We start from the raw sequence: 25920 nt of genomic DNA, 5'->3' as shown, positions 1-25920 counted from the left end.
ATGAACACTGAATGATTATTAGTATCAAGTTCCATAGCAATATCCTTTCTAAAATCAAGTACGACTGAACGTCTTTTATACTTATAATGTATCACAGCTACATGTCTAAAACAACATCTATTATAAAAACTATAAAAGGAGCTAGATCCCTCCCTACGCTTCGCTTAGAGGAAGGGGATTGCGCTCCTATTTTTGTTCAACCCTATTCATAAGATCTTAAAGATAAAGATCTTACTATTTGGATGTTTACCAATGAAAATAGTGCAGATGCTGTCTATGGTTCATTAGGTGAAGCTAGATGGTCTATGGAATGTGATGAAAATGGAAATGTCCTTTCTATTTGGTGGAATGAAGGAACTTGTCATTTAATGGGCTATGACTACGATAAAGAATACTTTCAAACATTACCTCCATTTACCCATCTTCACAATAAGATTCAACAATTGAGATAAAAGAGGTATCTGGACGACCGCTATTATTTTTTACAACTTTTACAAACATAACATCACCATCCTATACTACAAATATATAATAAATATATTTAAATTAAAAGTAATAAGATTATATACCCTATACTACACAAAAAGAAATATTTGATACTATTATAAAAAAAGGATAAAAATAAAAAGACATGAGCCTAAGATTATATCTTAAGTTCATGCCATTTGGAGATTAACTCTCCTTTTTATAATGTATTTTCTGATGGATAAAAGGATGAATAAAACTAATTTCAACACTATCCAAATAAAACAATTGATCTTCATTTGATCCATAAAGAAGATCTCCCACTAAAGGGTGACCAATAGAAGCCATATGTACTCTAATTTGATGGGTTCTTCCCGTTACTAATTTGCATTCTACAAGTGTTTGATTATTTTTATGCATTAAAGATTTATAATACGTCTTAGCATACTTACCATGATCATCAACAATTCTTTTAATAGAATCATTACTTTTTAAAATAGGCCGCTCAATAACGCCTTCCCCTTCTAAAATTCCTTCAACTAAACAATGATAAACACGTTCTACTTGTTTAATATCTTTAGAAAGCAATGCATGAGCTTGTGATGTTTTAGCAACCAACATATATCCTGATGTTTCTTTATCTAAACGATTTACTAAATGAATTGTACTTTTTAAACCAATTTGTTGATAGTAATACATTAAAGCATGACATAAAGTATGGCTTTGATATCTTTTAGTAGGAATACAAGGCATTTGGCTTTCTTTATCAATGATTATATAATAGTTATCTTCATAAATGATTTTTAAAGGAATATTTTCTGGTTGAACATTTGAGTTTTCTATTGGAAAAATAATTTCTAAACAGTCTCCTTTTTGAAGTAAACATCTTACTGTTTGACTTTTTCCATTGACTAAGAAATCACCTTCCCTTTTAATCCTTTTAATCATTGCTTGACTAATTGGTAATTCTTTCAAATAATCTCTTAATAAAATCGTTTGTTCAATTTGATAACTCATGAATTAATAAATGCCCTTCTTACTCTTTTAATAAAAGACATTTCTTTATATTCAATAAAACGAACATACTTACGCCCAATCGTAATCTCAATACTTTCAACATCCTCTAATTCTAAATGAATATGATCGATTCCAATCAAAGAATGATTAAAATGATTTCCAACTAATTTAATTGTTTGACTTTCATCTAAAATCAAACTTGAACCTAAAGAACGATATGCATTATGATGAATTCCTGCAACTTCTGTAAGTTGCATCAAAGGAATACCTGGATAAATGATAGAACCACCTAAAGATTTATTATAAGCAGTCGATCCAGAAGGAGTTGAAACACATAAACCATTCCCTCTAAAAACTTCTAATAAAACATTACCAATATACACATGAATAACCTGTGCTTGTAACCCTTGATCTAATCTTAATTCATTTAAAGCATAATATGTTTGAAAAGAGTCTTTTTTATTAATTTTAATTTCTAACATATATCTTTTCATCGTCTTAAATTGTCTAGAAGTCACATCTTTTATAAATTGATCCACTTCATCAACTTGGTAATCTGTATAAAATCCTAAAGTTCCTGTATGTATACCTACAAAACAACAATCAACATTTAAATATTGATGTACAGCTTCTAAAATAGTTCCATCTCCTCCAATTGAAATAACAAGATCTGGATTTTTTTCATCATAAATAAAAAAGTTTTGTAAACTTTCTTTAATTTTCAAAGCTGTTTTTTTAGAAAGATCATCATTTCTAACCATTAATGCATATTTCATCTTTCTTCCCTCCATATAGATGTATTATAATATATCTAGAGCATTTAAGCAAAGAGGTATCATATGGAACATCTAGAAATTGAATTTAAAATATTATTAAAAGAAAATATATTTAAAAAAATATTATCTGATTATAAAAATCAAATCAAAGACAGTTATCAACAAACCAATTATTATCTTTTTCATCCTCTATTGGAAAAGAAAAAATACTCACTCAGAATTAGAGAAAAAAAAGGTCATTACGAACTCACATTGAAAAGACCTTCAACTATTGGTCTGAATGAATTAAATATAGATATTAATAAAGAAATTAAAGATGCTATTTTTAATCATCAACATATCAATAATGAAATCTTTGATATTTTGGAAAAAGAAAATATTTATATCAAAGATTTAACATGTGGATATTATTTAAAAACAACACGTCATGATATTATTTTACCCGATGGTGTTTTATCCTTAGATGAAAATGAATATAACCATCATCATGATTATGAAATAGAATTTGAAGTGGAGGATTATGATCAAGGACTTCAAACATTCAAAAAAATCATTCAACCTTATCATTTAGAATATAAACAAAACTGTTTAAGTAAAATCAAACGAATGTTAGAAACATTAAAAAACGAATAAGTCACATACTTATTCGTTTTATATTTCATAGCTTTCCATAAACACACTTAAAGAAACCGGCCTACCATAATAGAATCCTTGAATATAATCTGGCTTTAATAACATAATACGTTCAAGTTCTTCCTTTTCTTCTATTCCTTCAATACAAATCTTAACACCTACGCTATGAGCCATATCCACCATATGTTTTAGCAACATATTTTCATACTCATTTGAAAGCGCATTTTTCATCAATGTTCGATCTATTTTTATATAATCTGGTTTTAAATTATAAAGATAGTGGAAATTAGAATATCCTGTTCCAAAATCATCTAAAGCAAGTAAGATATTTTCTTTCTTTAAACCATTACAAAAATCAATAAAGTTTTTATTAGATTCAATAAAACCACTTTCTGTAAGTTCTATAACCAATTGATTATTTTCTATTTTATAATTTTTTATAATATTTAAAATATCATTTAATGCGGGTGTTTTTAACACTTGAACATAAGACATATTAATTTGTACTTTAATATTTGAAAACATACTTACAGCTTTTAATGCTTGATCTAAAACCCATCTACCTACAGGAATAATCAAATCACTTTCCTCTAATAATGGAATAAATTCTAGTGGTGAAATTTTACCAAATTCATCACATTCAAATCTAAGCAATGCTTCCATACTATGAATCTTTTCTGTTTTCATATCAATAATTGGCTGAAAATAAACTTCAAATCCTTTAAATTGTTGGTTAACTGCTTTATGTAATTCTTTTGTTAATTTATTTTTTCTTAAAAATTCTTGATAAGCTTCCTGCTTAAAAATCGTATATGTATTTTTTCCATTTGTTTTCGATTGATTTAAAGCAAATTCTGTCCATTGCATAATAGAATTATAACTTTTATTAGGATAATCATGAAAATCTAGAATACCTGCAGAAATCGTTAAATAAATATCATAATTAATAGATTCTACATAACATGTAATACTTCTACGTATTGCATTATAAAGAGCTCTTGCATCTTCTTTACTGCCAACAACATCCATCACAATAAATTCATCAGCGACAATCCTATAAAGTTGTTGATTTTTAGTTAATAACTTTTTAATACAATTTCCAACTTGTTTTAAAACAACATCACCATATTTTACACCGAAATTTTCATTAATATTTTTAAAATCATCAATATCAATTCTTAAAATAAAACCCTGTTTAATATCTTCATTAATAGGATAAATAAAATTTTTAAAACTCATTTCTCCTAATAATCCACTATCATTATCAGCAACTTGTCTTTTACCAATTTCATTAATACAGCCAATAATATATTTAACATTCCCATCATGATCTTTAATCGATTTACTTCGACAATTAATCCAAATAGGAATACCGTCTTTTCCAATCCAACGATATTGTAAATTATGAAAATTTTTCTTTCCCGAAACCAACTTATTCATATCTGATAATAACATTTCTAGATCATCTTCATATACAAATTTTTTATGTGCTGGTAAAGAATTACTAAATTCATAGCTTGGAATATTAAATCTTTTCATAGCATGTGGTGAGATAAAATATATATCTTTATCAAGATCCATTACAAATAAATAATCATCAATACATTGATCTAAAATAAGTATAATTTCTTTATACGTCTTTATAGCCTTTGCATCTAATCTATCCATAAATACCCCTTCTTTTTATACTAGTAATAATAATGATAACGATTTTTCTTTTTTAAAAAAGCATTTACAATTAATAAAATAATACCTACAAAGAAATAACTAGCTCCACATATATACATATATTTAATAGAAGTTAACTGAATTGTCATCGTAGAAGATGCCATTGCTGTTAATCCTAAAATTATCGTAAAAGAAATCAAGAATGTCATAATTCCACAAACCATATAACTTACTGATAAACATTTTGTAATCAATCTCTCTTGAACTGAAATAAAAATAAGATAAGCTGTAGAAATAACTAATAAAATAGCACTCACAATAATATGTGTAGAATTTTTAAAGCTATATACTTTCTTTACAATCTTATATGTTTCTCCAGATTGTTCCATCGTATTTTCTACTCGACTTAATACTTTATCTTGTAAACCTTGTAAATCCATTTGATTGATAGCTTGATCATAAAGTGTTGTAAACGTTTCTTCATTTATTGAAGGATTCAAAATAGAATATACCTCATTTTTTTTATCTTCTAAAACTTGCTTTAATAAAGTTTCATCTAGAGTAGATGATTGATTATTTAAAACAGTATCAATATATTCATTAACAAGTTCTTGCGTTTTTTCATCTTGTTGTAAAGAAGAAACAAGTGCTTGACTTTGGCTTTCGTCCATATTCATCATACTTAAAACATTTTGACAAGTATCTTCTAAAGCATTTGTTACAGCCGTTGATTTAACAACTGTTGGTACCATATCATTAATAATCAAATGATTCATAAATAATGAAATTGCTAGATAAAAACATGAACAAATTAAAACAAGTGTCATTATAACTTTTAATATTTTTTTCATATTGTCTCCTAAAAAAGAATCCATCTATTGACTTGATTCCTGTTCTCTATCCCTTTCATATTCTTTTTTAAAATTCAAACAATCTTTATTGCTGAATTGTGGACAACGATCCATATCATGACATTCAGCTAACTTTCTAAGTTCCTTAGGAATAAAGACTCTTATTTCTTCAGAATTGTAACCAACTTGAAATCTTCTTTCATCAATCATAATTGGTCTTTTTAAAACTGATGGATTTTCCTGTATAAACTTAATTAAATCATTGATTTTCATTGAATCAATATCAATATCATTTTCTTTAATAATTTTGCTTCTTTTGGAAATAATATCATCCGTACCATTTTCACTACGTTCTAATAATTCTCGAAGTTCTGATTCTTTTAATAAAGTAGAAAAAATATTCTTTTCTACATAAGGTATTTGATTTTCATTTAACCAAGATTTTACTTTTCTACAAGAAGCACAACTTGGGGCGGTATATATACGTATCATACAATCACTCCTTTGTAAATAATTATACAACAATTTTAAACTTTGTATATCTTTTTTTAAATATCTTGATTTTTATAGATGAGCTCATTATAATGTTTTTAAAGACTTTGAAGGAACATAAGTAAATTATATTAAATGTTATAGAAAGCTTATGGTTGATGGAAGTAAGCCATTGATATAATAGAAATTGGGGTTCTGGAGTTACAAAAGGCACGAGTCTTTTGTCGCTAATCGCGTTAAGATCAAGAGCGTATATTTTATACGAATTAAGGTGGTACCGCGTTTATAACGTCCTTTTTTAAGGACGTTTTTTATTTTAAGGAGGAAAATTTATGAAAAGAATGTTGAGTGGCATCAAGCCAACAGGAAGAGTAACTTTAGGAAATTATATAGGAGCTATTAAACCTTTTGTTTCTTATCAAGATGAATATGAAATGATTGTTTTTGTTGCTAACTTACACAGTATGACGATTTATCAAGAACCAAAGAATTTAAGAAAAAATACAAAAGATTTGATTTCTTTATATTTAGCAGCTGGATTAGATCCTAAAAAAGTCACATTATTTTTACAATCTGATGTTTTAGAACATGCTCAACTTGGTTGGTATTTAGGATGTATGGTGTCAATGGGTGAATTATCACGTATGACTCAATATAAAGATAAAGCAAGCAAACTTAAAAAAGATGAATCTATTGGAGCTGGTATTTTTAATTATCCTTCATTAATGAATGCTGATATTTTACTTTATGATCCAGATTATGTACCAGTTGGTGAAGATCAAAAACAACATTGTGAACTTGCTAGAGATATTGCTGAAAGATTTAATAATCGTTATAGTGAAACTTTCAAATTACCTGAACCACTTGTTCCAAAAGTAGGTGGACGTATTATGGACTTACAAAATCCTACAAAGAAAATGTCTAAATCTGATGAAACAGGTAAAGGATGTATTTATATTTTAGATGATATTAATGTTTCTAAAAAGAAAATCATGTCTGCTGTCACTGATAGTGATAACGCTATTTACTATGATGTTAAAAATAAACCTGGTATTTCAAACTTACTTACTATTTATTCTATTTTAAGTGGTGAATCTATTGATGCACTTGTAGAACGTTATCAAGGTGTTGGTTATGGTCAATTTAAAAAAGATCTAGCTGAAGTTGTAGGTAATGAATTACAAAAAATCCATGATAAATATAATGAAATCAATCAAGGTAACTATATCGATACAATTTTAAATGAAGGTGCTGATAAAGCACGTTATATGGCAAGAAAAAAACTTGCGAAAGTTGAAAGAAAAATAGGAATTACAATTAAGAAATAAGCATTGCTTATTTCTTTTTGTATTCCTTTTTAGTAAATTCATAGAATAGAATTTCATGTATAAATGTATAGCCCTTAGCTATTTTATTTTTTAAATGATTATATTTTTGGATACTTTGTGCATCTTCGATATTGAGCTGTCTACATAACATCAAAAAATCATCATAATTTTCCATATAAAGTTCATCAATTCTTTGTTCAATAAATTGCTTTTTTAACCTTTCCTCTCTTGTTAGACCATATTCTTTCATTTCTCCTTCATCATACATTTGATAATGAATATTAGACAGTTCTAAAGCAGCAATCTTTTTATTCATTTTATCACGATCACAAAAATCAAAAACACTTCGATAACAAAGCTTTCCTTGATCATCTGTTTCAATCGCTAAAGCATAATGACCATCTCCTATTGCAAATACTTTTTGACACAACTTTTGATCAAAAATGTGTAAACATCCATAAATAAAATCATGGAGTGTTTTTTGATCTACTTTAAAACATGAAAGTGTTGAAATGATTTCGATATCATCACCATTTGACCATTCATATGGCTCTAATAGTTCTTCATCTTCTTTAACCCAATTAACAATCATTTTCTTCCTCCTTTTTCTTTATTATATGTCATCTCCATTAAAAAAATGTTTTTGTATATTTTTATAATATTTTCATATATAATGGGTGACGAGGTGAAATTATGAGTTTAATTAAAGATATTATTGTCTATGCAATCTTAGGTGCTATTCAAGGTTTTAGTGAACCTATTCCTATTTCAAGTAGTGGACATTTAGTTTTATTCCAAAGTATTTTTGAAAAACTTGGTTTAATGGTTCCACAAATGAATGATGTTACTTTTGAAGTTATTGTTAATACTGGTTCACTCATTGCTATCATGTTTTATTATCGCCAAGATATTATTCGTCTAATCAAATCCTTTTTCGGGTATATTGCTAAACCTCAAGAAAGAGATGAGCTATTACCTGATTTTAGATTTTGTATGTTATTAATTGTTGCTACAATTCCTGCAGCAATTGGTGGTGTTCTTTTTAATGATTATATTGAACATGCTTTCTCTAATCCTAAATTAGTAGGTTGTTGTTTACTTTTAACTTCTTGTTTTTTAATGCTTATTCACAAATTTGGATATAAAGGAAAAAGAACAACAAAAAGCATGAATTTATGGGATGCATTAAGAATGGGATTTTTCCAATTACTTGCTTTACTTCCTGGGGTTTCTCGTAGTGGATCAACACTTACTGGTGGGATGCTTGGTGGTCTTGATCAAAAAGCAGCAAGAGATTTCTCTTTCTTTATGTTTATGCCTGTCAGCTTTGGAGCAATCATTTTAAAACTTAAACATTTTTTAACAAGTTCAACTGTCGCTGCATTATGGCTTCCTTATTTAATTAGTTTTATTGTCAGTGGTGTTGTTACTTATTTAGCACTTAATTTATTGTTTAGTATTTTAAATAAAAGAAAATTGAATTATTTTTCTTACTATTGTTTTGTAGTAGGTATTATTGCAATTCTTTTCTTATAATATACAAAAAAGAGATTTCAAAAACGAAATCTCTTTTTTAATTATTTTTTAGCGATAACTTCTACTTCAATTAAAGCTCCTTTAGGAAGTTTAGCAACTTCTACAGCAGATCTTGCTGGATAAGGTTCTACAAAATATTCAGCATAAATACCATTTACTGTTGTAAAATCATCCATGTTATCTAAAAAGACAGTTGTTTTAACAACATTTGAAAATGATAATTCTTGGCTTTCTAATAATCCTTTCACATTTTTTAAAGCTTGATGAGCTTGTGCTTCGATTCCTTCTGGCATTTCACCTGTACTTGGTACTAGAGGAATTTGTCCTGAGAAAAAATACATATCCCCTACTTGTATTCCTTGACTATATGGACCAATAGCTCCTGGAGCTTGATCTGTTTTCACTACATTTTTCATTTTTTAATCCTCCTTGCCATATAATTATAACAAACTCTTCATATATTAAAATGATAAAGTTGTATTTTTTTTATGAAAAAGTATAATTATTGAAAAGGATGTGTTTTTATGAAATATGGATTAGTTTTATCAGGTGGCGGTTCTAAAGGAGCTTATGAATCAGGATGCATGAAAGCATTACAAGAATTAGGGTATCATTTTGATATTGTTACTGGTACGTCTATTGGTGCTTTAAATGGGCTACTTGTAGCTCAAGAAGATTATCAAAAGCTTTATGAATTATGGGATACTTTATCATTAGAAAAGGTTTTAAAGCATCCTATTCAATTTGATTTTTCAATTGAAAATCTAATGAACAATTCTTCTAATATAGGTCCTTTTTTAAAGTCCTATCTTGATAAAAAAGGTGCTGATATTGAACCACTTATTCAATTAATCAAAGGTCTTTATAATGGCAAAAAAGCGAAAAGTTCACCCATCAAATATGGTTTATGCACTGTTGCTTTTCCTTCTATGAAACCATTAGAAATCACAGTAGATGATATGAGCGAAGATAACATTGTAGAATATGCTATTGCTTCAGCCTCATGTTTTCCTGCATTTCCTATTCATTATATAGATAAGCAAGGATATATTGATGGCGGATATTATGATAATTTACCTATCTCTCTTGCTTTAAAAATGGGAGCACAAAAAATTATTGCAATTGAACTCAATCAAGAAGCGACCCATCCCTATTTATTACATCGTGAAAATATCACTTTTATTAGACCGTCTAAGCATTTAGGTGGCTTTCTTGATTTTAATCGAGAGCTATTGGATCAAAGAATACGCTTAGGTTATCTTGATACTTTAAAAACATTTAAAAAATTAAAAGGGCATCGTTTTGCTTTTTATCCTGAAGAAAATATTCAAGAAATAGCTTTATCTTTTCATAATCAAATTTTAAACTATGAAAATCAATACAATCATCATTTACTTACAATTTCAGATGAAACACCTATTCTTGATTTATTAAAAGAAAATACGTATTTAGATTACTTAAAATTAGAAGATTATTTTATCTTAGGTTTAGAACTTTATATGAGTGAACATGATTACGATGATTTAAAGGTTTATCATTTTAAAGATATTATTCAAGACATCAAAAATCAAATTAAACCTGATTTAAGAGAAATAGAAAGAATTGATTTTAAAAATATCGCCCAATCTTTTAAAGATCTCACAAATCATCAAATTCTTAAAAATTACTTATCTTATTTTATAAATAAAAAAGAAGAACATTTAAATTATGAAAATCTTTTCTTAAAAGAATTTGTCCTAGCGATGTTTATTACTTGTGTCTTAAGCTATGAAGTCTCATAGCTTTTTTTGACATCCGTATTGTTTTTCTATAAACTAGTACTGATAGAAAGTTGGAATATTATGAAAAATATATTAAAAATCATTTTATGTGTTCTTGTTTGTTACATAGCAATCGGACTTGGCTGGATGACAAAAGACATCATTATTCATGAAAACGGGAAAGATGGAATTGCTATCTTAGGATACCATGGTGTCGTAAGTGAACAAGAAAAAAAAGAAAACTATGCATCAAATCCTTATTTTATGTCTATAAGTGAATTTGAAAAACAAATGAAATATTTAGCGGATAATAATTATCAATGTCTATCCATGGAAGATGTTGAAGCCTATTATCACGGAAAAAAAGAAGTATCTAAAAAAGCTGTATGTTTAACTTTTGATGATGGATATAAAAACTTTAACACTATTGTTAAACCTATTATAAAAAAATATAATTTGCAAGCTACAAACTTTGTCATTGGTTATAAAACCAAAACCAATAATCCACTTTACTTACAAACAAATGATTTGAAAAATGATCAATATGTTGAATACTACAGTCATTCTTATGATATGCACCATATTGGTCATTTACCCTATAAAAAGAAAATAGAAACCATGACAACAAATGAAATAAAAAAAGACTTTGAAAAAAACAAAGGCCTTGTTTCAACAGATTACTTTGCCTTTCCATATGGTGTCAGTTGTCAAAATGCACAAGATTATCTCAAATCAAGTTCTGTTAAACTAGCCTTTAGTTACAATCAAAATAGACATATGACATGCAATGATAAACAATACTTGCTTCCACGTTATCTTATGTTTTCTAATATGCCCTTCCCCCTATTTAAATGGTGGATAGAATAAAAGAACTATACGAATGAATCGTATAGCTCTTTTAATTGATAATTTTTAAAACATCTTCTTCACTATTGATATTAAAGATATTTAATGTAAGAACATTTAATTTTTCTAGCGATGTATTTGTAAGTTGTTTTTCTAAAGGTCTTGATAAAGTTCCTAGTTTCACTTTAAGTAGTTCTTTTAAAGTATTGAGTTTTCCTTCATCTCTCATTCTTTGAAATAATTGATCCATTGCCTTACACATATTGATTTCATTTCCTTCTGGTAAGTCTTCTCTTCTAATATTTGTACACGTAAATGTTGCTGCCATCATGAAGCTTTCTGTTTCAATTTTAAGATTTTCTCTTAATCCATCATAACTTCCTACAAACATACTTTGACTAATTTCTACGACATCTCGATATCTTTTGATCTCTGTTTGCTTGTCGACCTTTCCTATCAAGGTCGACAGATCATTTTCTCTTGAAACAAGTTCTTCAGGTTTAATGACCTGTCTTCCTTGAAAAAAGCATAATTACAGAAATCCGCAAAACAGCCTTCATCTCTAAGCAAGTTTTTACAAGTACTGTCACTAGCATTTCTTTAATGCACATCCGCTTTCCTCATATAAATTTTTTATATTAAGGTTTCATACATCGCTTTTTGTTTGTATTTTTTATAATATTTATAAGGAGCTTTCTGATTTAATTGTATCATATGCTTAAAGATAATTTGTCTCATATTTGTTTCATTTCTATTATCATTTTATCTTCTTTTTTCCTTCTTTCAATAGACAAATAGTCCAAAAAAAGAAGTCCCTTAGGACTTCTTGAAATACCTTTATCAAGTTTTATTTAATCACTCTTACATTAATAATTCCTTCAGCTGCTTCGATACGTTCAATAATATCTTGACGTACATCATCATTTGTATCAATTAATGTATAAGCATAATCCCCACGAGAACGGTTCACCATATTTTCTATATTTAAGTTGTGATCAGCAAATAATTTAGAAATACGTGCCAAGATATTTGGCATATTTTTATTGGTAATACAGAGTCTTACTTTTGATTCTCTTGGTTGATTAACAGCTGGGAAATTCACAGAATTTTTAATATTTCCATTTTCTAAGAAATCTTTTAATTCTTGAACAGCCATTTTCGCACAGTTATCTTCACTTTCAGGAGTAGAAGCTCCTAAGTGAGGTAATACAATAATATTATCTTTTCCAATTAATTCTTGTGAAGCAAAATCAGTTATATATTTACTTAATTTACCTGATTCAACTGCTTCTAATAAATCCTCGTTTACAACTAAGTCCCCTCTAGCAAAGTTCAATAAACGTGCTCCGTCTTTCATTAATGCAAACTTTTCTTTATTTAACATACCCTTTGTATCTTTAGTACTTGGTACATGGACAGTAATGTAGTCACATGTTTTAAATATTTCATCCATATCTTTTGCTTGACGTACATGTTTTGATAAAGCCCAAGCAGAATTGACAGACATAAATGGATCATATCCATAAACTTCCATTCCTAGTTTATTAGCTGCATTTGCAACTAAAACTCCAATAGCACCTAAACCAATGACCCCTAATTTTTTACCTTCGATTTCAGGCCCTACAAAGTTTGATTTTCCTTTTTCTGCTGTCTTTCCTACATTTTCATCATCCTTTAAAGTATTGACCCATTCAATACTTTCAACGATCTTACGACTTGATAAAAATAAAGCACATAAAACAAGTTCTTTTACCGCATTCGCATTTGCCCCCGGTGTATTAAAAACAACAATTCCTTTTTCTGAACATTTTTCAACAGGAATGTTATTGACCCCCGCACCAGCTCTCGCAATCGCTTTAACATTTTTTGTAAATTCATATTCATGTAAAGATGCACTTCTAAGTAAAATAGCATCTTCATTTTCTAACGTTTCCCCATATTCATAATCTTCATTAAAATAATCCAATCCTACTGAAGATATTTTATTCATCAATTTAACCTTATACATACTTGACTCCTTATCGATTATTTTCTTCAAATTCTTTCATAAATGCGACAAGTTTTTCAACACCTTCACATGGCATTGCATTGTAAATAGAAGCACGAATTCCCCCTACAGAACGATGACCTTTTAAATTTGTCATGCCTGCTTCGATACTTTCTTTAACAAACTTCGCATCTAAATCTTTATTTGGTGTTGTAAAAGTCACATTCATAAGTGATCTATTTTCTTTATCACTATGTGCTTTATAGAAAGTCGATTGATCTAAATAGTCATAAACTAATTTAGCTTTCTTTTCATTTCTTTCTTTCATAACTTCTAATCCACCTAAAGAATCGATCCATTCAAGAACAAGTCCTAAAACATAAATTGCATAAGCTGGTGGTGTGTTATACATTGAATCATTTTTGATCATCAATTTATAATCTAATAAAACAGGTGTTGTTTTGGCAACATCTTGAAGTAAATCTTCACGAATAATTGCTACTCCTAATCCAGCAATTCCCATGTTCTTTTGAGCACCCGCATAAATCATCCCATATTTACTTACATCTACTGGTTTTGATAAAATATTAGATGACATATCCGCAATAATTGGTACCCCATTTGTTTCAGGTACATATTTCCATTCTGTTCCATAAATTGTGTTATTAGCACAGATGTGTAAATAAGATGCATCTTTAGATAAATCTAATTCATCTTGTGTTGGAATATGTTTAAAATCATTGCTACTACCATCATAAACAATATGAATATCCCCATATTTTTTTGCTTCTGCAGCTGCTTTTTTACTAAAAGCACCTGTAATCGCATAATCAGCTTTCCCATTCTTTAAAAGATTTAAAGGAACCATTGAAAATTGTTGAGTTGCTCCCCCTTGAATAAAAACAATTTTATAATTTTCAGGAACATTCATCACTTTCTTTAATAATCCTTTTGTTTTTTCAAAGATATCTAAGTAGGAAGAGGATCTATGACTCATCTCCATTACAGACATACCACTGCCTTCATAATTCAACATTTGTTTTGCTGCTTTTTCAAGTACAGCAACAGGCAACATTGAAGGACCTGCTGAGAAATTGTAAACTCTTTTTTCGGTCATATATAAAACCTTCCTTTCTTATTTGTATTGCTAACATTATATTGTATACAATTTTGTTTGTCTAGTGAAATTGTATAAAATCATACAATTTGTAATTTATTATCGAAGAGATAAAAAATTATAAGCAAAAAGACAGATTACTCTGCCTTATATATATGCCAAACAAAAAGAATCATGCCAATCATTAAAGATACCATTGCCACAATCAAATAAGAATCAATACTTATAGATGAAATAGGAATATTTAACATCTTAATATAAAAAGATTTTGATATTTCAATTAATCCTATCATCATATAATCAATCAAGCCTTTTACTAAAAGAACTATTGAAAAAACCAAAGAAAAACCTGATTTATTTAAATTATATAATCTAAAAAAACATAACAATATCCACAATAAAATAATTATTCTAAAAAATATTGATTGCATAATCGAATAAATAAAAACAAAGATTTTTGAAAAATAACTTAACTTATTTTTCATACGATGAATCATTTTATTCCAAAACTGATTTTGTTTTAAAATATTCATAATTTGTTTTTCTTCAATAGATATATTCAATTCATCTTTGATCATTTTTTTACATGATGTAGAAAATTTTTGTAATTCTTTTTGATCTAATTTTATTTTATTTTTATTGGTATTTCGCATAGATTGATAAAAAGCATATCTATTTAATTGATAAAGAGCATCACTCTTTTTTATTTTATTTTGTAACTGATTTATTTGTTGAAAATTTGCATCTGTTTCTTCGTCTATAATTAAATCAATAATTTGATTGACAATAAGTGAATTAATATAATTATCACTGATTGTCTTTACACAAATTGTTTGAAATGTCATGGAAACCGTTAGTAGACACATTAAAACGACAACAACAATACAAGTTTTTAATTGTCTCTTTTTTTGCATTAAACTCACCTTATTTTTATTATACCTAATAATACAAAAAAAGAAACTGTTCTTTAAAGATGTAAAAAACAATTTCTATCATGATGATTATAAATCCCAATTGCTTCTAAATAAGAATAGATTGTAATACTTCCTACAAATGACATGCCTTTTTTCTTTAAATCCTTAGAAATTTGATCTGATAACGTACTCGTTGTTTCATTCTCTTTTTTTTCATAAATAATTTTATCATTTGTATAAGCCCATAAATATTTAGAAAAAGAACCATATTCTTTCTGTATTTCAATAAATATTTGTGCATTTTTAACTGCCGCTTTAATTTTTCTAGAATTACGAATGATTTTTGGATTATTCATTAACTCATTTATTTTGCAATCATCATACATTGCTATTTTATTAACATCAAATTGATCAAAAGCCTCTTTAAAAGCTTCTCTTTTATGTAAAATAGTGATCCAAGAAAGCCCTGCTTGAAATGTTTCTAATAAAAACATTTCATACAATTTTTGATCATCATAAACAGGTTTTCCCCATTCATGATCATGATAATCAATATAAAGAGGATCATCATTGACCCATGAACATCTATGCATTTTTAACCTTTCTAAAATCAGTTAATTCAATTTGATACTCTTTAAGCCAATCTTTTAACCATGATGAACATAGAAAATCACATTCCATTGCCCTAATAAGCGTAAAAGATGAATGTGTTAGAATATATTGATCTAAATACCCTGGATGGAAAACCATCACGGATACATCATGATTTCTAATAAATTCTAAACTGTTTTCAATATATTCTTTTGGATCATAAAGCATTTGTTCATTAAGCTTGGCCATTGCAATACCATAAATATTATTTTCTTTTTCAAACTCTTGATCAAATAAAACATTTTCATAAAAAAGACCATATTTTTTAGCCACATTTCTTAAAGCTATAAAAAAGTTTTGTGAAATAACAGCATGACATTCAAAATAATCAGGATCTTTTCCAGTGATTTCTTTAAAACGTAAATATTGTGCTTCAATTTCCATCTCAGCTTCTTCAATAACTACTGTATCTTCTTTTCTACTTCTAATTTCTCTTGATGAACAAAATTCACCATTTTCTTGAACTAAAGATGGTATAAGCTTAGGATCAGTTAAGGGTCTTCCCGCACAAATATTTGTATGTTGCCCTAAAGCAATATCAAAATCTTTTACAAGTTCATACCCATGGTTTGCATGTTCCATATTTGTCATCATCCCAACACTTGTAATAACACCCTCTTTAACTGCTTTATAAATTCCTAAATTGACTGCTTCACTAAATCCTAAATCATCAGCTCTCATAATCAATTTCATACTTTTGTCTCCTTTTCCTATCTTTAAGATAACTTTTAGCTTTCGCATATGTTTTTATATTTTTTTCTTTAATTATTCTAATATGTTGAATAACATCTTTATTTAAAACAATACTTCTTTCTTTATGATAAGGATTAATGATAATTCCATCAAGTTTATCTTGATTTAAACACATTCTAGAATAATCATCAAAACTATAAACTGAACCTTTTTTATTTTTACATTTTTGATCTTTATTCATTTCTAATTGACTTGTATAAATTGGATAATATTTTTTATCATTTATTTGATAAATAGGAAAATCTTGATAATCAAATACAGCTAAAAAATAAGCTCTTGTCGCAAGTTGTTCAAATAAAATATCTAAATAATCATAGTGTTGACGATTAACTTGGTCTAATAAAAATTGAAGATAAGGATTATAAACTTCTTCTCGAGAAGAAGCTAAATGATTATTTTTATTCGTAAAGATATAACCTTGATCTATTTCTTCTTGAAAACATTGATCAATCAATAATGCATAATAGTTTTGCTTAGAATCTACTTCTATCCATTCTTGAATCTCTACTTTTTCTTCATAGCCATAAGGACCTATCAAAAATAAAGAATCTAATTTTTGTATAATTCCATCAACTATTCCTAAAACAAACAATTCACCATTTTTATGTTTATAAATTTCTTCAACACAAAAAGAAAAGTACTCCTCTTTTTCAATTTTACTTTCTTTCTTAAATAATTTCATAGCATCACACCCTTTAACTATTATATTTATTTTATTTGTATTTTACATGAACTTTAGATACGCTTTTAAAACTTTTAAATGGGCAGTTGATAAAGGTAAAGCCTCTATTTCCTCTAAAGTATACATTCCTTCTATTTCATGTTCTAAAACAAAATGATAAACATGCATAAACCATATACGATGACTAAAAACATGTTTAATGTCTTTAATATGTGCTTGAATTATTAATTCTTGATGATACTTTTCTTGAAAAGAAGAAACAAAACTATAGGGACTTTCAACATCATATTGTACAAAACCATAAAAATTTTCTAATAATCCTCCTGGTGGATTTTGAATAAGTAAATATTTATCTTGATAAGTGATGATTCCTGTAATATAACTTATCTCTTGTTTTTTTATTTTTTTTATATTAATAGGTAAAACATCCATTTGTTTATTTTTAAAAGCTAAACATTCTTTTTGAATCGGACAACGAGAACAAAGTGGATGGACAGGTTTACAAATCGTTGCTCCTAAATCCATCATTCCTTGATTAAAAGCAGAAGCATCTTGATTTAAAATCAATTCTTGAACTATTTGATAGATTTTCTTTTGTACTTTTGTTTCTGCAATATTTTCTTTAAGCAAATAATAGCGACTGATAATTCTTAAAACATTGCCATCTACAGCTGGAACTTGCTTTCCATAAGCAATTGAACTAATAGCACCGGCAGTATATTCTCCAATTCCTTTTAAAGATAAAATATCATTATATTCATAAGGAAATTTCCCTTGATATTTTTCAACAATTATTTGAGCACTTTCATGTAAATGCTTCGCACGTCGATAATATCCTAAACCTTCCCACATTTTATAGACTTCTTCTAAAGAAGCACTGGCAAGTGCTTCAATTGTAGGAAAGTTTTCTAGAAAACGCTCATAATAAGGGATAACTGTTTCTGTCGTTGTTTGTTGTAACATAATTTCACTGATCCAAATATGATATGGATTTTGGTCTTTTCTCCAAGGAAAGTCTCTTTTATTTTGTTGATACCATTGTATTAATTGTTTTTGCATTCTTTTCACCTTTATTTATTTTAAAGGATATTATTTCTTTTGAAAAGAAAAATATGGCTTTCGCCATATTTAAAGTAACATTAATAATGTTCCACCAACAAGAATCAAAAATCCAATCAATGATTTCTTATTTAATTTTTCATGGAAGACAACATATGAGAAAATAATTGTCACAACAATACTTAATTTATCAATTGGTACAACTATACTTGCTGGTCCTTCTTGAAGAGCCTTGTAATAACAAAGCCATGATAACCCTGTAGCAATTCCTGATAAACAAATAAAAAGTAATTCATGACGGTCTATCTCTTTGATGGTATGTTGTTTTCCTACAACAAACACAACGACCCATGACATGATTAAAACAACTACAGTGCGAATAGCTGTTTCCAAATTAGAGTCAATATTTTGCATACCTACTTTTCCAAGTAAAGATGTTAAGCTTGCAAAAACAGCTGAAAGTAAAGCATAGATCAACCAACTTTTATGATGTGTCGTTGTTGAACTTTCTTTTTGATCAATCATTAAATACGTACCTGCACCAATTAGAATAACACACATCCATTTTAATAAAGTCATATCTTCTTTTAAGAAAATAAAAGCTAAAACAATTGTAAGAATTATACTTGATTTATCAATCGGTACGACTTTATTAACATCTCCTAATTGTAAAGCTTTAAAATAACAAAGCCATGATAATCCTGTCGCAAAACCAGATAAGATTAGAAAAATCCATGTATTTGTTGAAATTGTTGAAATCTGATTTTGACTATGTACAATAAAAACCATTAACCATGAAAAAATCAAAACAACAATTGTACGTAATGCTGTTGCTACATGAGAATCTGTTTTTTTAATTCCACACTTGGCAAGAATTGATGTAATTCCTGCAAACAAAGCTAATCCAAACGCATATAAAACCCACATAAATAAATCTCCCCAAAAAATTATAGTTCTTTATGCTTATTTTGTTAAGAATGCAATCTAAATCATAACAATTAATTAACATTAAATATATTTCTTTAAAACTTGAATAACAATATTCATATCAATTGGTTTAGCAATATGATCATTCATTCCAAATTCTAAAGCTTTCTTTTTATCTTCGGCAAAAGCATTGGCTGTCATCGCAATAATTGGAATATGTGATCTAATAGGATCATTCATTCTTCTTATTTTTTGAGTAGTATAATAACCATCTAAAATAGGCATTTGAATATTCATTAAAATCAAAGAATAATAATCTGTGGGCTGTTTTTCAATTTGTTCAATACACTCTACACCATTTTTAACACGATCAATAAACATTCCTTCTTCATTTAAAAGTTCTATTGCTATTTCAGCATTTAAATCATTATCTTCTACTAATAAAATTCTTTTTTATAATTATTTTGTAAAATATATGTATAAATTGAAAGGAATAAAGCAGCCACTAAAATGGTAAAAATAATTTCTCACCCTAAACGATGTTCTTTTTTTGAATTATTATATAGATCTTTTTTATTTTTCATAACTGCCCTCCTACAAAAAAACAGGAAAAATATGCACAAAGGTATAGTTTTCCTGTTTAATATAGTTGCAACTGGCTGTCATTTTAAAGACCCTATAGCTTTGCGTCACAATTTTTCAATTGCTTTGCCTATTAAGTTATCTTCATTATATTTTAACCAACAATCTATATCAATTTATTGAAAACAAAAACGAATACTAATTCAGTATTCGCTTTAAAAAGTGTGATTTTTCAATAATCTTTTGACAATGTTTTTGATATAATTCATGTCCTTTGACCCATTCTTTAATTCGATTTGATGATTCCATCAAACAAATCGCACCAATAATAAAAAATGGTACTTGAGGAACAACAGGAAGCAATAATCCAACAAATCCTAATAATATAAAAAATACTCCTATAACAAATAAAAGACTACGATAAATGTATCTTAACTTCATATAACTGCCTCCTTTTTACAAACAAAAGAATAAGAAAGTTATATGAACAAGTCGTGAACTAATTCTAAACAATTCTTAAAGATATTCTGGACTATTTCTTAAGAAATAATAATTGTTAAAAATTTTGTGTATGATTTATCAAAATCAATCATGTTACTTAAAAACATAAATAACCATTCATTATATTATTGAAAATCTTAAAGTAACTTCAGTAAATCTATTGGGTTTTCAAAAGTATATTGACTAGGAATATCTTGACAAGCAACACTTCCCCATTTAGCTAGTCCAAAATCAATGTTGGCATTTAAAGCAGCTTGATAATCTGAATAGGCATCTCCAATATAAATCACCTCATCAGAATTCAAATTTAATTTTTCTATACATTTTAATAAAGGCTCTGGATGAGGTTTATGATGCGTTGTATCATCTTCTAAAATAACAGCTGACATATATTGATCAATGCCTTTAGAAACAATATCAATTTCATATTGATCTCTTAACTTTGAAGAAACGATTGCTTGTTTAATTTTATGATTTTTAAATGTTTCTAAAACTTCTTCAAATCCTTCAAATAAAGTAGCTTCCTCTTCATAGTCATTAACATATTGCACCCATCTAGCATAGGTTTTTTCTTGATCTTTAACACCTAATTCTTCCATGACCTTCATACCTGGATAGGCTGCAAATTTTAAAACTTGTTCAAAAGTCCAATCTTCTCCCGTTTCTTCTTTAATGATTTTCATCAATGGATACATGTTCATATTCAATGTATTTAACAAAGTTCCATCAATATCATAAATAATTGCTTCATATTTTTTCATTTCTTTCAATCCTTTCCTTTAATAAATAAACAACCCCTCTATAAACTAATCCATCAAATAACATAGAAGAAACATCTTCATGAAAATAAAGATTTTCAAAACAACTTTGATTTATTTCATTTAATACTTTTTCAATAATATTTTCTTCATATCGCCATTTTAAATCTAATGAGAGTTCTAAACGCTTTGGATCAATCATTGTAAAAACTATACTTAGCAACAAACTAAGAATCTCATTAAATTCTTCTTGGTTTTGACATTCACGAATTTGTTGATTGATTGTTTTCCCTTTTAAAGATATCAACCCTATTTCCCCCATGATTCCACTTCTTCCATAAAGTGGTTCATCTTTATAGAAATAAGAACTTCCTATACCTACTTCATTAATATACAAATAATAAGTAGAATCTTGTTGATAAGTAAAATAACATCCTTGATGAATCATCTTAACATCATTTTGTAATTGAAGAGGAATGTTTATTTCTTTTTTGATATCTTTTAACCATTGATGTTTTTCAAGAACATTATGAAGATCCGTCACATAGACATCTTCATAAACAATACCTTCTACTGCTATTTGACAACAATGTATCTTTTCTTGATCAATTAAATCTTTGATAGTCTTTTTCAATTCATCCTCACTTTGATAAAATAGAATACCCTCTTTTTTTATTTCATTAAAATTTCTTAATTGATAAATAACTTTATCTACTTGAACATAAAGACAAAGAATCAAATAATTCTTTTCATTTAATGCAAAGCGTGTTGGACATCTTCCTCCACTTGATAAATCATTTCCTACTTCTTGAATCAATTGTTTTTCTTGAAGCGTTCTTACCATATTACGAATACTTGGTTGGGATAATTGCAGATTTTCTACCAATTCATTCATTGTTGAACTGTTATGAAGATAAAGATATTTTAAAATAGCTAATAAATGTTTTTTCTTTGTTTCTTTTAATGCATTCATATTCTCACCTTTACTTTTATTATATTATAATAAAAGTAAATTAAAAGAAAAACCAGAATCATCTGGCTTTAGGTTTAAAATAACGTGTCATATCCACACCTTCATGTTTTAATAAAGCAATTTTTTTATCAATACCTCCTGCATATCCCGTTAAACTGCCATTTGTACCAACGACACGATGACAAGGAATAATAATTGAAATAGGATTATGCCCTACAGCATTTCCTACTGCTTGTCCTGACATTTTTTCTTTATGCATTTTTTGAGCTACAACTTTTGCAATTTTTCCATAAGTTGTGACTTCACCATAAGGTATTTCACAAAGTATCTTCCACACTTCTTGTCTAAAATCACTACCTTGTGGTTTTAATGAGAGTTCTTTAATATTTGGTTTTTCTCCTTTGAAATAGCGATTTAACCATTCTTTTGTTCTATGCAGTATTTCTATTTGATCATTAATAATGGTTTCTTCTTTTAATGTTGCTTGAAAATATTTTTGTCCTTCTAACCACAATCCTATTAAATTTTTTTCATCACTTACTAAAAATAAAGTTCCCACGGGTGATTTATATGTTGTTTGATAATACATAATCTTTTCTCCTAAATATCTTGTATATTATTTTGATGACTAAAAAGCTGTTTTTGATATTGTTTTGGTGTAATGCTCATTCTTTTTTTAAGCTTTGAATAAAATGACTGACATCGTTAAAACCAACTTCTAAAGCAATTTGTGAAATGGGTGTTTTTTCTTTTCCTAGTAGTTCTAAACTTTTTTTAATACGATAATTGATTAAATATTCATACGGTGTTGTTTGAAGAACTTGCATAAAAAGTCTTCCACAATGACCAACACTCATATTTCCATAAGAAGCAATTTCTTCAAGAGAAATATTTTCTTGATAATGTAAATGAATAAAAGCGAGACATTTTGTAAACTATGATGATAATCTTGTAAAGTATTTTCTTCATAATCTGCTTGTAATAAAAGATAATACATAAATTGAACAAGTTGTGTTGCTAAATAGTATTCTTTATGTTTTTCTTGATAAAATTCAAAAGATACATGATTGATGTTTTTAATAATGTCGATTATTTCTTTTTGTTTTAAAAGACAAATTCCAATGTTCATTTGTTCAATTTCTTTTTCCATAGGACCTTTTTCATAAAAATTAATAAAACTTTTTGGAAAAAGAAAAGAACGATAATGTGCTGTTTCTACTTCGATAAACTGATGAAATACTCTTTGAGAAATAAAAACAGCTTCTCCTTGATGAACTTCTATCGTTTTTCCAAGTGAAATAATTTTTATAATTCCTTCTAAAACATAAGTTATTTGCATATCTTCATGCCAATGCATTTCTTGAAAACGCATACGCGGTGGAATTGTTTTTTTATTATTACAATCAAGAGCAAGAAAAGGAAAATTGGTATGAATACGTGGATTTTTTACAAATAAATCATAAGAGTTATAATCTTGCATCCAATCACCCCTTTTCCTTTATTTTAATCTATTTATTTAAAAAATTCATTAAAATCTTTTGGTGATTCTTTTCTATTTGATAAAGTATATGTACGTTTTGGTTACACCACTTTTCTTCATTTTTCCTCCACATTTGGTAATAACATTGAACAAGCAAGAGCAATTGCACAAACAATTGTCATAATAATAAAAGCATAATTTAAACCATAAGCATCTGAAACATAGCCAAGAACAGGACATAATGCTGCGCCAATACTTACCACTAAACCTAAAGTAATACCAGAGGCAAATCCAGTATGATTAGGTATATACTTTTATCCTAAAACAACCATTGGACTATAAGAAAGACTTTCACCACATGTCATGAAAATAAGCATTATTAAGGCAATCACGAAATGACTTGTATTAGTAAAAATAAAGATTGCAGGTAAGAAGATACAAAAACTAAGACGTACCATTTTACGATGTCCAAAACAATCGGCAATTCCTCCACCTAAAAGAATAGCAATCGATCCTATTCCATAAAAAACACTTAATATCATACTCGCAAATGAATTTGATTTAGAAAATTGTTGAATAAAATAAAACGCTAAGAATGTGGAAATCCCATTAGAAAGAATAGAACGACTAAAAACAACACCACATAATTTAATAAAACCACTCCAATCATCCTTTTGTTCACTTTTTACTTCTTCTTTCTTTTTAACTTCTAAAACATCCAAATTTTCAAAATCTTTATTAAAGAAAGAACAAACAATTCCAAAAACAATACCAGGAATCAAGAAAAGAATTGTTCCTTTCATCCCAAATAAATTCATTAAAAAAGCTGTATAAACTGGTCCTAATGTAAAACCAACCTTACCACCAAAAGAGAAAATACTCATTCCTTTTCCTTTGGCATTTTTACTAGAAACACTATTGAAAAGTTTGGCAGCTTGAGGATGGAACATCGCTACTCCAATTCCACTCATAATGACTACAATCCATAATCCAAAGAAATTAGAAATAAAACCCGTAACTGCCATTCCACCTGAAGCAAGTAATACGCCTAATGTCATATATAATAGTTTATTCTTTTTATCCGATAACATCCCAATAAATGGTTGAACGAAAGCTCCAAAAACATTTGATACCGTAACTAACATGGCAGCTGTTGTATAATCATAATGATATGTTGCAATTAAAAATGGTAATACAGCAGATAAAATACTTTGATTAATGTCTGAACATAAATGTCCTAAAGATAAAACATATTTATAGGGAGATATCCACAAAAAGCACTAAAAAATATAACAATATCAACATTTATATAAGAATATAAAAAAAAGATGCTGAAGCATCTTTCTCATTAATAATTTTCTGCATGAACTTCAAAGTATGCTTGTGGATGATTACATACTGGACAAACATCAGGTGCTTTTTCACCAACAACGATATGTCCACAGTTACGACATTCCCAAACTTTGACTTCACTTTTAGCGAAAACTTCTTGCATTTCTACATTATGTAATAAAGCTCTATAACGTTCTTCATGATGTTTTTCAATTTCTCCAACTTCGCGGAATTTAGCAGCAAGTTCTGGGAAACCTTCTTCTTCTGCAGTTTTTGCGAAACCTTCATACATATCAGTCCATTCGTAGTTTTCACCTTCAGCTGCAGCCGCTAAATTTTCTGCTGTATTTCCAATACCATTTAATTCTTTAAACCACATTTTAGCATGTTCTTTTTCATTATCAGCTGTTTTTAAAAATAATGATGAGATTTGTTCAAAACCTTCTTTTTTAGCTTTTGAAGCAAAGTAAGTATATTTATTTCTTGCTTGAGATTCTCCCGCAAATGCTTCCATTAAGTTTTTTTCTGTTTGTGTTCCTGCATATTTATTAGCCATATTATATCTCCTCTTTTCTGTTCCTTGTTAGGAATAATTCCTACTTATATATTAATTCAACTCATCCTATTTGTCAATAAAAATGGATAGAAATAAAAGTGAGGCTATTTAACCTCACTTCGTTCAACCCATTTAATATATACATCTTTTCCATATTATAAACTTTTTTTAAATCTTTATTAATATACAAAAAAATCTAACATTTGATTGTTAGATTATTTGGTTTTATTTCAAGCCATGATATTTGAAACTGCTTTTCAAAATCTTGTGGTTTTA

32 protein-coding genes, 1 riboswitch and 1 other annotated feature are annotated in these 25920 nt (G+C 27.9%); of the genes, 6 read left to right on the top strand and 26 right to left on the bottom strand.

The features are described 5' to 3' along the window. The first annotated feature begins 242 nt into the window (after positions 1 to 242). The gene (locus tag LJD34_RS11470; RefSeq protein WP_147580674.1) at positions 243 to 452 is read left to right on the top strand and encodes a hypothetical protein; all 210 of its coding nucleotides are present in this window, start codon (positions 243 to 245) and stop codon (positions 450 to 452) included. A 220-nt stretch (positions 453 to 672) separates the two neighbouring features. Here LJD34_RS11470 and LJD34_RS11465 read toward each other — a convergent pair whose 3' ends face one another. Together LJD34_RS11465 and LJD34_RS11460 are read right to left on the bottom strand one after the other, a co-directional pair. Further along, positions 673 to 1482 carry an RluA family pseudouridine synthase gene (locus LJD34_RS11465; protein ID WP_227359937.1) on the bottom strand — a complete coding sequence of 270 codons (810 nt, stop codon included), beginning with the start codon at positions 1480 to 1482 and terminating at the stop codon, positions 673 to 675. Then, positions 1479 to 2258 carry an NAD kinase gene (locus LJD34_RS11460; protein WP_032089494.1) on the bottom strand — a complete coding sequence of 260 codons (780 nt, stop codon included), beginning with the start codon at positions 2256 to 2258 and terminating at the stop codon, positions 1479 to 1481. The genes LJD34_RS11465 and LJD34_RS11460 overlap by 4 nt, the downstream gene beginning before the upstream one ends. Positions 2259 to 2321: 63 nt before the next feature. Between LJD34_RS11460 and LJD34_RS11455 the strand changes: the two genes are divergently transcribed. Next, positions 2322 to 2891: a CYTH domain-containing protein gene (locus tag LJD34_RS11455; protein WP_227359936.1), complete on the top strand. Its 570-nt coding sequence runs from the start codon at positions 2322 to 2324 to the stop codon at positions 2889 to 2891. An 18-nt stretch (positions 2892 to 2909) separates the two neighbouring features. Here LJD34_RS11455 and LJD34_RS11450 read toward each other — a convergent pair whose 3' ends face one another. From LJD34_RS11450 to spx, 3 genes are read right to left on the bottom strand one after another with little or no spacing between them, the layout of a single operon-like run. After that, complete coding sequence (locus tag LJD34_RS11450; protein ID WP_227359935.1) at positions 2910 to 4559, bottom strand: EAL domain-containing protein; 1650 nt, start codon at positions 4557 to 4559, stop codon at positions 2910 to 2912. Between the two features lie 20 nt (positions 4560 to 4579). Further along, the gene (locus tag LJD34_RS11445; RefSeq protein ID WP_147580669.1) at positions 4580 to 5410 is read right to left on the bottom strand and encodes a hypothetical protein; all 831 of its coding nucleotides are present in this window, start codon (positions 5408 to 5410) and stop codon (positions 4580 to 4582) included. A gap of 24 nt (positions 5411 to 5434) precedes the next feature. Beyond that, the gene (spx, locus tag LJD34_RS11440; RefSeq protein WP_227359934.1) at positions 5435 to 5902 is read right to left on the bottom strand and encodes a transcriptional regulator Spx; all 468 of its coding nucleotides are present in this window, start codon (positions 5900 to 5902) and stop codon (positions 5435 to 5437) included. Between the two features lie 98 nt (positions 5903 to 6000). Further along, positions 6001 to 6201 (top strand) — a binding site (T-box leader). Between the two features lie 33 nt (positions 6202 to 6234). On the opposite strand from spx, the gene trpS reads away from it, so the two are divergent. Continuing rightward, the gene (gene trpS / locus LJD34_RS11435; RefSeq protein ID WP_032089490.1) at positions 6235 to 7230 is read left to right on the top strand and encodes a tryptophan--tRNA ligase; all 996 of its coding nucleotides are present in this window, start codon (positions 6235 to 6237) and stop codon (positions 7228 to 7230) included. 7 nt (positions 7231 to 7237) lie between these two features. Here the strand turns inward: trpS and LJD34_RS11430 are convergent, their stop codons facing one another. Then, positions 7238 to 7822: a hypothetical protein gene (locus LJD34_RS11430; protein WP_032089489.1), complete on the bottom strand. Its 585-nt coding sequence runs from the start codon at positions 7820 to 7822 to the stop codon at positions 7238 to 7240. Between the two features lie 101 nt (positions 7823 to 7923). Here LJD34_RS11430 and LJD34_RS11425 point away from each other — a divergent pair, with 101 nt between their 5' ends. Beyond that, a complete protein-coding gene (locus LJD34_RS11425) occupies positions 7924 to 8766 on the top strand; it encodes an undecaprenyl-diphosphate phosphatase (RefSeq protein WP_032089488.1) in 843 nt (280 codons plus the stop codon). 41 nt (positions 8767 to 8807) lie between these two features. Here the strand turns inward: LJD34_RS11425 and LJD34_RS11420 are convergent, their stop codons facing one another. Next, complete coding sequence (locus tag LJD34_RS11420; protein WP_147580667.1) at positions 8808 to 9182, bottom strand: RidA family protein; 375 nt, start codon at positions 9180 to 9182, stop codon at positions 8808 to 8810. A 108-nt stretch (positions 9183 to 9290) separates the two neighbouring features. Between LJD34_RS11420 and LJD34_RS11415 the strand changes: the two genes are divergently transcribed. Next, the gene (locus LJD34_RS11415) at positions 9291 to 10547 is read left to right on the top strand and encodes a patatin-like phospholipase family protein (RefSeq protein WP_227359933.1); all 1257 of its coding nucleotides are present in this window, start codon (positions 9291 to 9293) and stop codon (positions 10545 to 10547) included. Between the two features lie 60 nt (positions 10548 to 10607). Next, complete coding sequence (locus LJD34_RS11410; protein ID WP_119362775.1) at positions 10608 to 11393, top strand: polysaccharide deacetylase family protein; 786 nt, start codon at positions 10608 to 10610, stop codon at positions 11391 to 11393. Between the two features lie 31 nt (positions 11394 to 11424). Here LJD34_RS11410 and LJD34_RS11405 read toward each other — a convergent pair whose 3' ends face one another. From LJD34_RS11405 to rbr, 19 genes are all read right to left on the bottom strand, one after another. Next, positions 11425 to 11832: a hypothetical protein gene (locus tag LJD34_RS11405; protein ID WP_227359932.1), complete on the bottom strand. Its 408-nt coding sequence runs from the start codon at positions 11830 to 11832 to the stop codon at positions 11425 to 11427. Between the two features lie 387 nt (positions 11833 to 12219). Continuing rightward, positions 12220 to 13380: a phosphoglycerate dehydrogenase gene (locus LJD34_RS11400; RefSeq protein WP_117575490.1), complete on the bottom strand. Its 1161-nt coding sequence runs from the start codon at positions 13378 to 13380 to the stop codon at positions 12220 to 12222. A gap of 10 nt (positions 13381 to 13390) precedes the next feature. After that, on the bottom strand, positions 13391 to 14476 hold the full coding sequence (gene serC, locus LJD34_RS11395; RefSeq protein WP_227359931.1) for a 3-phosphoserine/phosphohydroxythreonine transaminase: 1086 nt from the start codon (positions 14474 to 14476) through the stop codon (positions 13391 to 13393). Between the two features lie 137 nt (positions 14477 to 14613). Next, a complete protein-coding gene (locus tag LJD34_RS11390) occupies positions 14614 to 15390 on the bottom strand; it encodes a hypothetical protein (RefSeq protein WP_227359930.1) in 777 nt (258 codons plus the stop codon). Between the two features lie 53 nt (positions 15391 to 15443). Further along, on the bottom strand, positions 15444 to 15983 hold the full coding sequence (locus LJD34_RS11385; protein WP_032089481.1) for a DNA-3-methyladenine glycosylase I: 540 nt from the start codon (positions 15981 to 15983) through the stop codon (positions 15444 to 15446). Continuing rightward, positions 15976 to 16734, bottom strand: a complete 759-nt coding sequence (locus tag LJD34_RS11380) for a ChbG/HpnK family deacetylase (RefSeq protein WP_022000944.1) — start codon at positions 16732 to 16734, stop codon at positions 15976 to 15978. Before LJD34_RS11380 ends, LJD34_RS11385 begins: the two co-directional genes overlap by 8 nt. Continuing rightward, complete coding sequence (locus tag LJD34_RS11375; protein ID WP_227359929.1) at positions 16712 to 17476, bottom strand: SseB family protein; 765 nt, start codon at positions 17474 to 17476, stop codon at positions 16712 to 16714. Before LJD34_RS11375 ends, LJD34_RS11380 begins: the two co-directional genes overlap by 23 nt. A 42-nt stretch (positions 17477 to 17518) precedes the next feature. Next, a complete protein-coding gene (gene mutY, locus LJD34_RS11370; protein WP_032089478.1) occupies positions 17519 to 18535 on the bottom strand; it encodes an A/G-specific adenine glycosylase in 1017 nt (338 codons plus the stop codon). Positions 18536 to 18604: 69 nt separating this feature from the next. Continuing rightward, the gene (locus LJD34_RS11365; protein ID WP_227359928.1) at positions 18605 to 19462 is read right to left on the bottom strand and encodes an EamA family transporter; all 858 of its coding nucleotides are present in this window, start codon (positions 19460 to 19462) and stop codon (positions 18605 to 18607) included. Positions 19463 to 19543: 81 nt separating this feature from the next. Then, positions 19544 to 19909 carry a response regulator gene (locus LJD34_RS11360; RefSeq protein ID WP_227359938.1) on the bottom strand — a complete coding sequence of 122 codons (366 nt, stop codon included), beginning with the start codon at positions 19907 to 19909 and terminating at the stop codon, positions 19544 to 19546. A 200-nt stretch (positions 19910 to 20109) separates the two neighbouring features. After that, positions 20110 to 20185, bottom strand: a riboswitch (cyclic di-GMP riboswitch). A gap of 57 nt (positions 20186 to 20242) precedes the next feature. Further along, entirely contained in the window at positions 20243 to 20485 is a 243-nt protein-coding gene (locus LJD34_RS11355; protein WP_052010789.1) for a DUF454 family protein, read from the bottom strand. 197 nt (positions 20486 to 20682) lie between these two features. After that, a complete protein-coding gene (locus LJD34_RS11350) occupies positions 20683 to 21306 on the bottom strand; it encodes an HAD family hydrolase (protein WP_119362764.1) in 624 nt (207 codons plus the stop codon). Next, positions 21293 to 22276: an ROK family protein gene (locus LJD34_RS11345; RefSeq protein ID WP_227359927.1), complete on the bottom strand. Its 984-nt coding sequence runs from the start codon at positions 22274 to 22276 to the stop codon at positions 21293 to 21295. The genes LJD34_RS11350 and LJD34_RS11345 overlap by 14 nt, the downstream gene beginning before the upstream one ends. Positions 22277 to 22334: 58 nt before the next feature. Beyond that, positions 22335 to 22865, bottom strand: coding sequence for a methylated-DNA--[protein]-cysteine S-methyltransferase (locus LJD34_RS11340; RefSeq protein WP_147580658.1), 531 nt, complete (start codon positions 22863 to 22865; stop codon positions 22335 to 22337). 76 nt (positions 22866 to 22941) lie between these two features. After that, positions 22942 to 23103: a helix-turn-helix domain-containing protein gene (locus tag LJD34_RS11335; protein ID WP_264474815.1), complete on the bottom strand. Its 162-nt coding sequence runs from the start codon at positions 23101 to 23103 to the stop codon at positions 22942 to 22944. A 26-nt stretch (positions 23104 to 23129) separates the two neighbouring features. Then, positions 23130 to 23756, bottom strand: a complete 627-nt coding sequence (locus LJD34_RS11330; protein WP_227359925.1) for a cupin domain-containing protein — start codon at positions 23754 to 23756, stop codon at positions 23130 to 23132. A 116-nt stretch (positions 23757 to 23872) separates the two neighbouring features. Beyond that, on the bottom strand, positions 23873 to 24019 hold the full coding sequence (locus LJD34_RS11325) for a hypothetical protein (RefSeq protein ID WP_227359924.1): 147 nt from the start codon (positions 24017 to 24019) through the stop codon (positions 23873 to 23875). A 51-nt stretch (positions 24020 to 24070) separates the two neighbouring features. Further along, positions 24071 to 25030, bottom strand: a complete 960-nt coding sequence (locus tag LJD34_RS11320; protein ID WP_227359923.1) for an MFS transporter — start codon at positions 25028 to 25030, stop codon at positions 24071 to 24073. A gap of 74 nt (positions 25031 to 25104) precedes the next feature. After that, on the bottom strand, positions 25105 to 25644 hold the full coding sequence (rbr, locus tag LJD34_RS11315) for a rubrerythrin (protein WP_032089470.1): 540 nt from the start codon (positions 25642 to 25644) through the stop codon (positions 25105 to 25107). Between the last annotated feature and the right edge of the window lie 276 nt (positions 25645 to 25920).

Origin of the sequence: Faecalibacillus sp. MSK20_93, from assembly GCF_020589945.1 — a bacterium.
Lineage (GTDB): Bacteria > Bacillota_I > Bacilli_A > Erysipelotrichales > Coprobacillaceae > Faecalibacillus > Faecalibacillus intestinalis.
This window is presented reverse-complemented; position numbering and strand designations above follow the sequence as displayed.

Excerpts from the sequence above, each read along its gene's own strand:
- LJD34_RS11330 (WP_227359925.1), bottom strand. The coding sequence starts at position 23,756 with ATGCAAGATTATAACTCTTATGATTTATTTGTAAAAAATCCACGTATT.
- LJD34_RS11355 (WP_052010789.1), bottom strand. The coding sequence starts at position 20,485 with ATGAAGTTAAGATACATTTATCGTAGTCTTTTATTTGTTATAGGAGTA.
- LJD34_RS11400 (WP_117575490.1), bottom strand. The coding sequence starts at position 13,380 with ATGTATAAGGTTAAATTGATGAATAAAATATCTTCAGTAGGATTGGAT.
- LJD34_RS11455 (WP_227359936.1), top strand. The coding sequence starts at position 2,322 with ATGGAACATCTAGAAATTGAATTTAAAATATTATTAAAAGAAAATATA.
- spx (WP_227359934.1), bottom strand. The coding sequence starts at position 5,902 with ATGATACGTATATATACCGCCCCAAGTTGTGCTTCTTGTAGAAAAGTA.
- LJD34_RS11450 (WP_227359935.1), bottom strand. The coding sequence starts at position 4,559 with ATGGATAGATTAGATGCAAAGGCTATAAAGACGTATAAAGAAATTATA.
- LJD34_RS11365 (WP_227359928.1), bottom strand. The coding sequence starts at position 19,462 with ATGTGGGTTTTATATGCGTTTGGATTAGCTTTGTTTGCAGGAATTACA.
- trpS (WP_032089490.1), top strand. The coding sequence starts at position 6,235 with ATGAAAAGAATGTTGAGTGGCATCAAGCCAACAGGAAGAGTAACTTTA.
- LJD34_RS11340 (WP_147580658.1), bottom strand. The coding sequence starts at position 22,865 with ATGTATTATCAAACAACATATAAATCACCCGTGGGAACTTTATTTTTA.
- mutY (WP_032089478.1), bottom strand. The coding sequence starts at position 18,535 with ATGCAAAAACAATTAATACAATGGTATCAACAAAATAAAAGAGACTTT.
- LJD34_RS11375 (WP_227359929.1), bottom strand. The coding sequence starts at position 17,476 with ATGAAATTATTTAAGAAAGAAAGTAAAATTGAAAAAGAGGAGTACTTT.
- LJD34_RS11335 (WP_264474815.1), bottom strand. The coding sequence starts at position 23,103 with ATGCAAGTTCTTCAAACAACACCGTATGAATATTTAATCAATTATCGT.
- LJD34_RS11385 (WP_032089481.1), bottom strand. The coding sequence starts at position 15,983 with ATGCATAGATGTTCATGGGTCAATGATGATCCTCTTTATATTGATTAT.
- LJD34_RS11410 (WP_119362775.1), top strand. The coding sequence starts at position 10,608 with ATGAAAAATATATTAAAAATCATTTTATGTGTTCTTGTTTGTTACATA.
- LJD34_RS11345 (WP_227359927.1), bottom strand. The coding sequence starts at position 22,276 with ATGAATGCATTAAAAGAAACAAAGAAAAAACATTTATTAGCTATTTTA.
- LJD34_RS11445 (WP_147580669.1), bottom strand. The coding sequence starts at position 5,410 with ATGAAAAAAATATTAAAAGTTATAATGACACTTGTTTTAATTTGTTCA.
- LJD34_RS11350 (WP_119362764.1), bottom strand. The coding sequence starts at position 21,306 with ATGAAAAAATATGAAGCAATTATTTATGATATTGATGGAACTTTGTTA.
- LJD34_RS11460 (WP_032089494.1), bottom strand. The coding sequence starts at position 2,258 with ATGAAATATGCATTAATGGTTAGAAATGATGATCTTTCTAAAAAAACA.
- serC (WP_227359931.1), bottom strand. The coding sequence starts at position 14,476 with ATGACCGAAAAAAGAGTTTACAATTTCTCAGCAGGTCCTTCAATGTTG.
- LJD34_RS11470 (WP_147580674.1), top strand. The coding sequence starts at position 243 with ATGTTTACCAATGAAAATAGTGCAGATGCTGTCTATGGTTCATTAGGT.
- LJD34_RS11420 (WP_147580667.1), bottom strand. The coding sequence starts at position 9,182 with ATGAAAAATGTAGTGAAAACAGATCAAGCTCCAGGAGCTATTGGTCCA.
- LJD34_RS11390 (WP_227359930.1), bottom strand. The coding sequence starts at position 15,390 with ATGCAAAAAAAGAGACAATTAAAAACTTGTATTGTTGTTGTCGTTTTA.
- LJD34_RS11425 (WP_032089488.1), top strand. The coding sequence starts at position 7,924 with ATGAGTTTAATTAAAGATATTATTGTCTATGCAATCTTAGGTGCTATT.
- rbr (WP_032089470.1), bottom strand. The coding sequence starts at position 25,644 with ATGGCTAATAAATATGCAGGAACACAAACAGAAAAAAACTTAATGGAA.
- LJD34_RS11380 (WP_022000944.1), bottom strand. The coding sequence starts at position 16,734 with ATGAAATTGATTATGAGAGCTGATGATTTAGGATTTAGTGAAGCAGTC.
- LJD34_RS11465 (WP_227359937.1), bottom strand. The coding sequence starts at position 1,482 with ATGAGTTATCAAATTGAACAAACGATTTTATTAAGAGATTATTTGAAA.
- LJD34_RS11415 (WP_227359933.1), top strand. The coding sequence starts at position 9,291 with ATGAAATATGGATTAGTTTTATCAGGTGGCGGTTCTAAAGGAGCTTAT.
- LJD34_RS11430 (WP_032089489.1), bottom strand. The coding sequence starts at position 7,822 with ATGATTGTTAATTGGGTTAAAGAAGATGAAGAACTATTAGAGCCATAT.